This window comes from Mesorhizobium sp. M0296 (assembly GCF_040321675.1).
Taxonomy (GTDB): domain Bacteria; phylum Pseudomonadota; class Alphaproteobacteria; order Rhizobiales; family Rhizobiaceae; genus Mesorhizobium.
In genome coordinates, this window is record NZ_JAMYRZ010000042.1 from 37,866 (window position 1) to 48,326 (window position 10,461).

Annotated in this window: 14 protein-coding genes; 6 read left to right on the forward strand and 8 right to left on the reverse strand. The window is 61.9% G+C overall.

All coding sequences use genetic code 11. The annotated features are described in order from the left end of the window. Positions 1-16: 16 nt before the first annotated feature. The 5 genes from NKI97_RS29205 to NKI97_RS29225 all read right to left on the reverse strand — a co-directional run bounded on the left by NKI97_RS29205 (position 17) and on the right by NKI97_RS29225 (position 3,329). Positions 17-262: a YMGG-like glycine zipper-containing protein gene (locus tag NKI97_RS29205; protein WP_006328050.1), complete on the reverse strand. Its 246-nt coding sequence runs from the start codon at positions 260-262 to the stop codon at positions 17-19. Between the two features lie 345 nt (positions 263-607). Continuing rightward, positions 608-778, reverse strand: coding sequence for a hypothetical protein (locus NKI97_RS29210; RefSeq protein ID WP_023678539.1), 171 nt, complete (start codon positions 776-778; stop codon positions 608-610). A gap of 139 nt (positions 779-917) precedes the next feature. After that, positions 918-1,952 (reverse strand): sensor histidine kinase, encoded by a 1,035-nt coding sequence (locus NKI97_RS29215; RefSeq protein ID WP_352451150.1) that lies wholly within the window; start codon positions 1,950-1,952, stop codon positions 918-920. Between the two features lie 191 nt (positions 1,953-2,143). Then, a complete protein-coding gene (locus NKI97_RS29220) occupies positions 2,144-2,308 on the reverse strand; it encodes a DUF1328 domain-containing protein (RefSeq protein WP_023678541.1) in 165 nt (54 codons plus the stop codon). A gap of 226 nt (positions 2,309-2,534) precedes the next feature. Beyond that, positions 2,535-3,329: a response regulator gene (locus NKI97_RS29225; RefSeq protein WP_352451151.1), complete on the reverse strand. Its 795-nt coding sequence runs from the start codon at positions 3,327-3,329 to the stop codon at positions 2,535-2,537. 216 nt (positions 3,330-3,545) lie between these two features. Here NKI97_RS29225 and NKI97_RS29230 point away from each other — a divergent pair, with 216 nt between their 5' ends. Then, positions 3,546-3,749: a NepR family anti-sigma factor gene (locus NKI97_RS29230; RefSeq protein ID WP_023720919.1), complete on the forward strand. Its 204-nt coding sequence runs from the start codon at positions 3,546-3,548 to the stop codon at positions 3,747-3,749. Positions 3,750-3,752: 3 nt separating this feature from the next. Continuing rightward, entirely contained in the window at positions 3,753-4,304 is a 552-nt protein-coding gene (locus NKI97_RS29235; RefSeq protein WP_023678544.1) for a sigma-70 family RNA polymerase sigma factor, read from the forward strand. 30 nt (positions 4,305-4,334) lie between these two features. Here NKI97_RS29235 and NKI97_RS29240 read toward each other — a convergent pair whose 3' ends face one another. Then, entirely contained in the window at positions 4,335-4,715 is a 381-nt protein-coding gene (locus NKI97_RS29240) for a response regulator (protein ID WP_352451152.1), read from the reverse strand. A gap of 227 nt (positions 4,716-4,942) precedes the next feature. Between NKI97_RS29240 and NKI97_RS29245 the strand changes: the two genes are divergently transcribed. Together NKI97_RS29245 and NKI97_RS29250 are read left to right on the forward strand one after the other, a co-directional pair. Continuing rightward, positions 4,943-5,269, forward strand: a complete 327-nt coding sequence (locus NKI97_RS29245; protein WP_023678546.1) for an ElaB/YgaM/YqjD family protein — start codon at positions 4,943-4,945, stop codon at positions 5,267-5,269. A 10-nt stretch (positions 5,270-5,279) separates the two neighbouring features. Then, a complete protein-coding gene (locus NKI97_RS29250) occupies positions 5,280-5,759 on the forward strand; it encodes a hypothetical protein (protein ID WP_352451153.1) in 480 nt (159 codons plus the stop codon). A 55-nt stretch (positions 5,760-5,814) separates the two neighbouring features. On the opposite strand, the gene NKI97_RS29255 is transcribed toward NKI97_RS29250, so the two are convergent. Continuing rightward, positions 5,815-7,341 (reverse strand): sensor histidine kinase, encoded by a 1,527-nt coding sequence (locus NKI97_RS29255; protein ID WP_352837889.1) that lies wholly within the window; start codon positions 7,339-7,341, stop codon positions 5,815-5,817. 146 nt (positions 7,342-7,487) lie between these two features. Between NKI97_RS29255 and NKI97_RS29260 the strand changes: the two genes are divergently transcribed. Continuing rightward, on the forward strand, positions 7,488-7,661 hold the full coding sequence (locus NKI97_RS29260) for a hypothetical protein (RefSeq protein ID WP_292659198.1): 174 nt from the start codon (positions 7,488-7,490) through the stop codon (positions 7,659-7,661). A 58-nt stretch (positions 7,662-7,719) separates the two neighbouring features. On the opposite strand, the gene NKI97_RS29265 is transcribed toward NKI97_RS29260, so the two are convergent. Then, positions 7,720-8,640, reverse strand: a complete 921-nt coding sequence (locus tag NKI97_RS29265; protein WP_352745287.1) for a diacylglycerol/lipid kinase family protein — start codon at positions 8,638-8,640, stop codon at positions 7,720-7,722. Between the two features lie 252 nt (positions 8,641-8,892). Here NKI97_RS29265 and NKI97_RS29270 point away from each other — a divergent pair, with 252 nt between their 5' ends. After that, complete coding sequence (locus tag NKI97_RS29270; RefSeq protein WP_352451156.1) at positions 8,893-10,269, forward strand: PRC-barrel domain-containing protein; 1,377 nt, start codon at positions 8,893-8,895, stop codon at positions 10,267-10,269. Positions 10,270-10,461 lie beyond the last annotated feature (192 nt).

The window sequence follows — 10,461 nt, forward strand, 5'->3', positions numbered from 1 at the left end:
CGCCTGGAGCTCGAAACTAGTTGCAGCGAGCTGTGTAAATCCGGCCGTGACGATCTCTGTATTGGCAGTAGCCATTTTGCAGACGGCGAACGAGCAGACCGCCAATCGCACCGGCGCCGGCGCCGATCAAAGCGCCCTTGCCGCCGCCGACAGCGCCACCAATGAGCGCGCCGCCCACAGTGCCGATACCCACGTTCTCTTCCGTGGTGGTGCAGCCGCTGACCGCAACCACGGCAACCATGGCAATAATCATCTTCCGCATGGAGTCATCCTCACTTTTGTCCTCACTTTAATAAGCTCCAGCCGCCATTTAGCATGAAAGTGCGGCCTTTGCCCGCACGATTTCATTGTTGATTAAGATAGTCTTTTTCGGGGCGTGCGCCGTTCGATGCTACCACGAACCCGGAAATCTCCAAGGACGCATCGAGCGTGCCGCTGGGACGCACTTCCAGACGATCCCGTCATGGTCGTCCTCGAGCGCCGGATCGACGGCAAGGCATCTGGCGACGACATGTTGGGCCTGGCCTTGCAGGTCGGTGACCGCGAACGGGCACGGCCGAGCACTCGGGCAGTGGTTTCAAAGCGATCAAGCAGAGGCGAGTTCGATTCAGATCAGTTGGGACGCGGCGGTCAGGACGATCGCGGCCATAAGCGCGACGGCGGCGAAGCGGAGGGGCGAAGCACGAGGCGCGGGCGCTGCGGACGCGTCGGGATCCTGAAAACCGCCCATCGAGACGCGAGCGGCCTGTTCCAGTCTGTTCAAGTCGGCAGCCGTCAAGGCCCATTCCTTTCATTTTGTGCCAAACTCAATCGATGTCCGGTGGATCGGCACGTTCGCACAGGATCGGACTTTATGGTGAACAGTCGGTTAAAGTCGGCGGTGCGCTACAAGCCTTCTCGCGCCGACCGCCGTTCGTTCAATCGGTCTCGAAATTGCCGTGAGGAACGACAAGGCGGTATTCGAGGCGGTTCCCGGTGATTTCGAGTGTCGCCGTTCCATTCAATGAAGTGGGCACGACGCGTTCAAGCGCGACGCTGCCAAAACGTTTCTCGCTGCGCTGATTGTCGTTGGCTCCGATCACTTCGGCCCATGTCAGCGACAGCGCAGGCTCGCCAGCCGAAGCTGCCGTCAGATCGGCCGTCACCTCGACGAAACCGTCGCTGCGCGACAGTGCGCCATAGCTGACCGAATTGACGGCAAGCTCATGCATGGCCAAGCCGATGTGCAAGGCGGCATTGGGGTTGAGATATGGATTTGCGCCGCGGAAACGCAGGCTGTGCAAGGGATCCGCGCCGTACCTGCCGACCTGACCGGAAACCAGCTCGCGCAGCGCCGCTCCCCGCCAGTTGGATGATGTAACCAGGTCCTGCGAGGAGGCCAGCGACTGCAATCGGCCCCGGAAGCGCGTCAGGAAATCGTCAATGCTGCCGGAATAACGGCCCGTCTGGGTGGCGATGCTCTGGATAATGGCCAAAAGGTTCTTGGAGCGATGACTGACTTCGCGCAGCAGCGCCTTCAACGTCTGCTCCCGGCGTTTCTGCTCGGTTGTTTCGACCATGGTGGTCACGACGCCCTGCACCGCGCCGGTCTCGCTGCGGTCGGCGTCTATCCACACTTGAAACCAGCGGGCGCCGTCATCGGCCGGCACGCTGAGTTCAAGATGTTGAGGATTGCCGGAGACGATGACGTCGTGCTTGGCGGCGCCGATACGCTCCGCCTGCGCCGGCGGCAAGATGCCGTTGTTGTCGGAGGCATCGGAAGTCCAGGGGGCGCGCATGTTGCGCGCCCACACCGTCTTCATCTCGCGATCCTGGTACAGGACGGAAATCCCGGCATTGTGCAGTGCATGGAGAAGGGCCCGGCCAAGCTGCATCCCGCTTTCGGCGGGATGCAAAGCGATGATCTCATCACTCTGGCCGCGGTCTTTCATTTTTCCGACTCTGGAACGCATCGGTCAATTTGCTCAACCCATGTCGGGCTGAACGGTTCGCGGAAAAATGGGTTCCAAAAGGAGGAGGTTCGTATCAAGCCTTAAAAAGCGGTCCGCCGAGCGGCATCCCGTTGGAGGACACTGCCCGGCGGTGGCTGGAAACCGTTTGAGGGGTGCGGCTTCCAGTGTTCGCTTGAATGGCCGCTTGGCATTCACGCTCGTCTGATCAGGCCGGCAATAAGCGATATGATCAGGAAGGCGAGAAAGATGAAGAACAATATCTGCGCTATGCCGGCCGAGGTGCCAGCGATGCCGCCGAAACCAAGCGCACCGGCGATTATCGCCACGACAAGAAATACGAGCGCCCAGTAAAGCATGATCGATCTCCTTCCAATGCTGCGGTGAAAACGTGATTCGCCTCCGTTTGTTCCACCATTTTCCGAAAAAGACGATGCTGAAAATCTTCAGGGCCCGAATTGCCGCGGTGTGTGGAAAAGTCCAGTTGGTTGCCCCAGTTGGTTGCCAGTGAATTGAGCCGGCGTCACGCCCATCTGATCCGAGGGAGCGGCTGTCTCGGCGGACGCAGTTCGGCCGCCCGCTGTTTCATGCCGCGGCTTTCGCGTGCCGGTCAAAGAACAGGGCCTGGCTGATAAGAGCCTTGACCATGTCCGGATTGAACGGCTTGGTAACCAGGAAAGCTGGTTCCGGCCGCTCGCCGGTGAGCAGGCGCTCGGGAAAGGCGGTGATGAAGATCACCGGCACCGAGGTGGACGACAGGATCTCATTGACGGCCGCAATGCCCGAACTGCCGTCGGCAAGCTGGATATCGGCAAGCACCATCTTTGGCCGCGCCTTGCCGAACATCGCCACCGCCTCGGCGTGGGTGCGCGCCGTTCCGACGACGCGGTGGCCGAGGCTTTCGACCATTTCCTCGATGTCCATGGCGATCAGTGGCTCATCCTCGATGATCAGCACGTCGGTTGCCACCTGACGGGAGATCTCGTTGCTCGCCTGCGCGAGAAGTTCGGAGAATTGCTGTTCGTCGACGTCGAGAATCTCCGCCGCCTCGTCTTCGCTGAAGCCTTCGACCGCAACCAGCAGAAAGGCTTGGCGGGGACGAGGCGCAATTGCATTCAGATTGGCCGCGGCGCGCTGTTCCCATGCCGACTGGGCATGCTCCTGCGGAACGCGAATGGCCACCGAGGTGAAGAGCTTGGCAAAGACCTTGTAGAGCGCGATGCGGTCGTTCGATGCGTCCGGAAAGATGTCGACATCGGCAATGATGGCCTCGAGCATTGCGGCGACCAGCGCGTCGCCGCTCTCTTGCGATCCGGATACGGCGCGCGAGAAGCGGCGCAGGAACGGCAGGTGCGGAGCGATGGTTGCTGATAGGCTCATAGTGGACGTCTCCCTCATATGACGTGATTGCATGTTACAGCTAAAAACGGTTTGCAAGCCCAGCAATTGAAACGCTGGCTCCTTGAAAAAGGTTCCAATCGTGCGGAACTAATATGTGAGGCTGGCGTTTAAAGGCGGGTTGGGCAACCAGACGAGGCTGCCGCTTGCCTTGCGTTATGTGTTGAAGGGCGGCTTAAGGCTGGGACGAAGGGCGAAATGAAGAACATGACGAAAGCTACCACGGCTGGCGTTGGCAACGGGCGCCGGGCCGCTTCCCGCGACCCGCTTGGGCCGAACTCGGAAATCGGCCGCAAACTCAAACAATACTATGACGAGCTGGTCTCCGACAATGTGCCGGATCGCTTCGCCCAACTGCTCAGCCAGTTGGAAAAGGCCGAACCTGTACAAAAGAAGGACTGAAGCATGGCGGCCGTCTCTCAGGGCTTCAAGACCGACTTGCTCGGCTCGATCCCGAGCCTGCGGGCTTTTGCCGTGTCGCTGACGCAAAACGCCGACAAGGCCGACGACCTGGTGCAGGAAACATTGGTCAAGGCCTGGGACAAGCATGAAAGCTTCCAGCCCGGCACCAATCTGAAGGCGTGGCTGTTCACGATCTTGCGCAACGAATTCTATTCGCAGATGCGCAAGCGCGGCCGCGAGGTGCAGGACAGCGATGGCGTCATGACGGCCAGGCTTGCCGTTCACCCGGCCCAGCACGGCCAGCTTGACCTCGAAGACTTTCGCGGCGCGCTCGAATTGCTGCCAGAAGACCAGCGCGAAGCCATTATCCTCATCGGCGCGTCGGGCTTCTCCTACGAGGAAGCGGCCGAGATCTGCGGCTGCGCCGTCGGAACGATCAAGAGCCGCGTCAGCCGCGCCCGCACACGGCTGCAGGAAATCCTGAAGATCTCCGGTGAAGACGAGTATGGCCCGGACGCAATTTCGGCTCAGGTAACCGGGTCGACGGCTGCGTGAAGCGCCGGCGTGTTCGAACCGCTCCGCGCCTCAGCGAAGAGGCGTGCGCCTGCAGGCCGTTACCACTGCCTCGACGAGATCGTCTCCCGAATAGGGCTTGGTGACCAGCCTGACGCCGGGAAAGGATTTCTTGATCTCGTCGGTATCCGAATAGCCCGAGGCGAAGACGAACGGGATGTCCGCTTCACGCAGCCGCGAAGCAAATTGGAGCGTCGAAACGCCGCTCAGCATGAGGTCGACGATGGCCACATCGAATTGCGCGGCAACGTCTTGCTGTTCGATCTCAGTCAGATCACGGGCGATGACCACATCGAGCGCGCCGTAGTCGCGGCAAAGCTGCTCGATATCCATGGCAATCAGGAACTCATCTTCCAGGATAAGAATCCGCAAACCGTCAAGCGATGGGCGCACGCAGCAATATCTCCTTAAATTCGTCTCTATCGTGAAACGGGGGAAGTCATGATCGTTATTTGGCATGCTGTCATTTAAAAAAGACGTGCCGGCGCGGATGCGTCGGCCTCAGCCCATGCAAGGCATTTGCAACGCGCGCTGCCGGAGATAGGGTTAGAAGAGGTTCGTGCCGGAACCTTGGGGTCTGTCGGGCGTTTCGACCGAGCAAAAGCATGGAGAGTGAAGCAATGGCGACTGCCGCAGGAAAGGCCGCGAACGAAGCCCGCACGAATTCCGATATTGAGGCCGACATCGCACAATTGAAGGCCGACATCGACCAACTTACCAAGCTGTTGGCCAAAACTGGCGAACATGGCTACGGGGCAGCACGGCGAGCCGCGGCCGAAAGCGTCGAGCAGTTGCGAACCCAGGGCGAGGCAGCCTTCGACAGCCTGCGCAGCAACGCCAGGGACATCGAGGCGCAGATGATAGCGCATATGCGCGAAAAGCCGGTGACTTCGCTGGCGATCGCCGCAGGCGTCGGATTCCTCTTCGCGCTTCTCGCGCGCCGTTAGTTCTGCACGTATGGGAATGCTTGCATCGCTGATCTCGGGCCTCGCCTCGGGCGAAACCATTGCGGCGGTGCAACGCGCACGCGTCGCTGCGATTGTCTATTCGATCGCAGCGCTCGCGGCGCTGTGCGGCCTCGGCTTCCTCGTCGCGGCGGCCTATATCTGGACGGCGGCCCGCTATGGGCCGATGGCAGCTTCCCTGAGCTTCGGGATCGGCTTTCTGGCAATCGCCGGTCTCATCCTGCTCGTCTACCGGATGTCGGCCGGCTCGCGCGCCAGGCGCCGGGCGAAGCGACGCAACGCCGACATGAAGGCTATCGGCATCACTGCGGTACTCGCCGTGCTGCCGGCGCTGCTCAAGGGCAAAGGTGGCGCGGGGAAGGCCGGACTGGGCGCGATTCTCGGCCCGGCGATAGCACTCGCCGCCTACGCTATCTACCGCGAGAACGTGAAGCGCGGCTCCGATGATCCGGATACCGGCAAACGGGAATAGTTCGGAGGGATAGTTCGGGGCAAACGATTCTGGCGCCGGTCGCAAAATGCTGGCGTCACAAATCTTCGAGCGGAATCGAAATTTCGGCGACCACGCCTTCCGGCCGGAATTCATGGGTCACCTCGCTGGAAATGACCTTGGCCAGGCTGCGGCGGATCAGGATCGAGCCGAAGCCATGGCGTTCGGGCGGCGCAACCCGCGGGCCGCCGCTTTCACGCCAGGCCAGCAACAGACGCCGTGCGCCCTTCCTGCCTTGTACCCTCCAATCGAGATCGACCTTTCCGGAGGAAACCGAGAGCGACCCGTATTGCAGTGCGTTGCTTGCCAGTTCATGCAGGATTAGCCCGAGCCCGACTGCCTGGTCGGGTGAGAGCAGGACATCGGCGCCGGAGATCGCCATGCGCGATTGTCCGGCGGCTTGGAACGGCTTTAGCTCGATCTCCACCAGCTCGCGGATGCCGATACCGCGCCACTCGCGGTCCGACAGCAGGCTGTGCGCAACGCCCAGTGCCTGCAGCCTGGCGCTGAAGGCTTCGAGGAATTCGCTTGGCTGGCGGGCATGGCGAACGGTCTGCGTAGCCAGCGCCTGTACGGTTGCCAAAGTGTTCTTGACGCGGTGATTGAGCTCGCGCAGCAACAGTCGTTGACGTTCGTCGCCAAGTTTGCGTTCGGTAATGTCGTAGTTGACGCCGAAGATCAGCGTTGGCTTGCCCTCGCCGTCGCGCTCTATGACGCGGCCGCGCGTTGCGATCCATCGCGGCGGATCGAGGCCTTTGACACGGTATTCGCCAAAATAATCGTCGCTGCCAGTCAGCGCGTCGCGAAAGCGTGTTTCGGTCTGGTGAACGTCGCGCGGGTCGATGGCGGTCAGGATGTCGCGCGCCCTCAGCCTGTTCGACTTCGGCAGGTTGAACAATTCGGGCAGCAGGACATCGCAGTCGATCATATCGCTGCGGATATCCCATGCCCAGCTGGCAAGCGAGGCCGCGTCGAGCGCGATAGCGCGCCGCTTTTCCTCTCGAACCGGTGCTGCCTTGGCAATCGCCGCACTGCGGGTTGCATCCTTCAGCGTGAACAGGCTGGCGGCAAGGCCGGCCAGCGCCGACAGCTGGTCGAGCTGGACAGAGGAGGGACGTGCGTGCGGCTTCCGGTCGAGCACGCACAGCGTGCCGATCAGCGCGCCGTCGATTACGATGGGCACGCCTGCGTAAAAGCGGATATGATGCTCGCCGGTGACCAGCGGATTGGCTTTGAACCGCGGATCCGCCGCCGCGTCGGCCACCACCATCGGCACGTTGCCGGCTGCGATGGTATAGGCGCAGAACGATGTCTCGGTTGCGGTTTCGGTCTCGCCGAGGCCGATACAGGACTTGAACCACTGCCGCTCGGCATCGACCAGCGTGATCAGTGCGACAGGCGTTTGCATCGCCGAAGCGGCAAGACCGCCGATACGATCGAAATCAGGGTCGGCAGCCCCGTCCAGCGTGTCGAGGCCGTGCAGCACGGCAAGACGGTCCGCGGCGCCCACCACACGGCGAATATCGGCCGGCAGGCCCGGCGTGTTCTGGCTATTGTCGTCCACTATGCCCCCGGTGGCCGGCTCCGCTGATTGGTCAGGCCAACCGGCCCGTCTGCCGCCTTGCAGAGCCGGAACTTTCGCGGCGGGGGACCGTTACCAGCCAACGCCCCGCCAGTTACGCCTGCCGGCGCCAAATATGGAGCCAGACAATGCCAAAAACCATTCCTGAAAACAAAGCCCGTCAAGGGCGGCGGGGTCGGCATGTCCTTCGTATCCTGATCGCCGCGCTGTTGCTGGCTTTTATCGCCTGGGGCGTCGCCGAAATCTACGGCTGGATGATCGAGACGCCGAAGACCGAACAGGGCAACACGCCCAGCGGCTAGGTTCTCTCCATCGCTCGCGCCAGTTTGCATCACGCAACCCCACATCACGCATCCCACGTCAGGCAACCTTTGCCTCGGCGGCGCGCGCCGGGACGAGAACATTCAACGCGCGCGGATGGATTTCGACGGTCATCTCGCGATCGAGCTTTACCAGTTCGCCGTCCATGACGGCCTGAACTTTCCTGTTCGTCGAATGGATTTTCAAAACGGCGCGGTTTGCCTGATGGATTTCGACATGCTCGTTGCCGCGCCATTTCCCACGGGCGACGTCAAAGAGGAACCTGATCAATTCGCCGCGCCGCCGCGCCACGGTGACATAGATGCCCAGCACGCCGCCTGCCGGATTATCGGCATAGGGCAGGTGGCCCTCGCCAAACAGATTGTTGGTGATGCCGATACCGGTGATCCGCGTTCTGATCTCGGCCTCGCCGATCGTCAGCGTTACGTTCATCGCCGGTGGATTGTTGATCGTCGCCCAAGCGGCTCGCACCGAGGCGCGCATCTTCCCGAACCGCGAGCCGAATTCCATCTTCTGGCGCAGTTGCACCATCCTGGCGTGCATGCCGATCGAGAATTGATGCACGAAAGGCCGGCCGTTGGCTGTTGCAATGTCAATCGCCATCACCTCGCCGTCGGCAAACGATTTCAGTGCCGCATCGAGGGTCTGCGGAATACCGAGGCCGCGCGCAAAAAGGTTCATTGTGCCAGCCGGCAGAATTGCCAGCGCCTTCTCCCCATTCATCAAACGGGCTGCCGCGGCCGAAATGGTTCCGTCGCCGCCGCCAGCCAGCACGACGTCGATGCCGCGCCTGGAAGCTACGCCGTCCAGCGTGGCAACGATATCCTTGCCGGCGACGATTTCGATATCGATCGAGTGGCCGGCAGTCTCAAGCGTGCTGCGCATCCGACTGGCGAAGGCCTCAAGATCGATGGTGCGCAGGGTGCCCCCGTCCTTGTTCAGCACCGCTGCAAACTGCATGGCCGTTCCATTTTCCAGCACCTATCGGGCCGGGACGGAGCCCCAGCCGGGAGTGGAACGGGGCGGCCGAGAAAATGTTCCTTTCGACCAGCGTGGCGAATCCGAGAACCTTCGACATGGCACCGGGTGCGCCACGGCTTTTTTCGGAACAACAGTGTGGTCACAACGTTGTGAACATGCAGAAGACGCTGCGCCCGCAGCGACGCTATGCGGGCACGGCGTGCACGAAATCCCCGACGAGGAGACACTAAGATGATCCGCACCCTTTTAACCACGACAGCAGTCGCAACATTGATTGCGACGGGTGCATTTGCGCAATCGGCGACGACCCCGGCGCCGGCGCAAGCACCCGCCGTAGAGAATTCCGCTCCAGCCGCTCCGGTGCAACGCGCCGAGGGCAGTCTTGTCACCAATATCATCGGCGAGTCGGTTTATAACGGCACCGGCGACAATGCAGAGAATATCGGCAAGGTCACCGATGTCGTCTTCGACGAACGCGGCCAGGTAAAATCCATCGTCATCGGCGTCGGCGGGTTCCTCGGCATTGGGACCAAGAACGTCGCCTTCGACTTCAGCAAGATGCAATGGGCCGAAAGAAATGGCGATCGCTGGCTGATAGCGCAAACGACGAAGGATGAGCTGACGGCTCATCCGGATTTCGACCGCAAGCCCTATGATCCGGCGCCTGCGGCGACAGACACCACGGCTACGGCTCCTGCCGCTCCGTCGACCTCCACCGATACGGCGCAGAACGCCCCGGCGGCGCCGGCCGGTAACAACCCCGCTCCGGTCGTGAAGCGCGCGGAAGGCAATCTTGCCACCAATATCATCGGCGAGACCGTCTACAACGGTACCGGCGACGACGCCCAGAACATCGGCGACGTAAACGACATCGTCATCAACAAGGAAGCCAAGGCGCAATCGCTGGTCATCGGTGTCGGCGGCTTCCTCGGCATAGGTGAAAAGAACGTCGCCTATGATTTCGACAAGGCGCAGTGGGCCGAGAGGAACGGCGATCGCTGGCTGGTCGCCCAAACCACCAAGGAAGAGCTGACGGCGCAGCCGGATTTCGACCGCAAGCCCTATGATCCGGCCCCGGCGACCACAGCGTCGAACGATGCCGCGGCTAATGCGCCAGCCGTCGTCACGCCTACTGTGACGGCCAGCAACACTGCCACGACCGATAACACTGCGACGACCAACAACACTGACCAGGCCAGTAAGACGGCTCAAAATGCCCCAGCGCCCGCAACGACGGCAGACCAGACCAAGACCGGGTCGATCGACAAGTCGACACTGACTGAAATGCCGATAGGCGAAATCCGGGCCGAGGATCTGGTCGGAACAACCGTCTACGGCGCCAACGATGTCAATGTCGGCGAGATCGGCGATATCGTGCTGGGCGGCGACAAGAAGGTCGACGCAGTCATCATCGACGTCGGCGGCTTCCTTGGCATCGGCGAGAAGGAGGTGGCGGTCGGCATGGACAACCTGAAATTCATGACCGACAAGAACGGCAAGCGCTATCTCTACACGAACTTCACCAAGGAGCAGCTTGAGGCGCAGGCCCCCTATGACAAGGCCAGCTATGCGCAAAATCGCGAGAAACAGCGCATGATCATGCGCTAAGCTGCGCACAGGCCGACAGAGAAGCGGGCGGGGGGGCGCGCGGGGGCGGGGGGGGTGGGGGGGGGGGGGGGGCGGGCGGGGGGGGCGGGCGGGGGGGGGGGGGGCGCGGGGGGGGGGGGGGGGGGGGGGGGGGGGGGGTGGTGGGGGGGGGGGTTGGGGGCGTGGTTCTGCTCCCGAGCCGGGCCCCGCCGC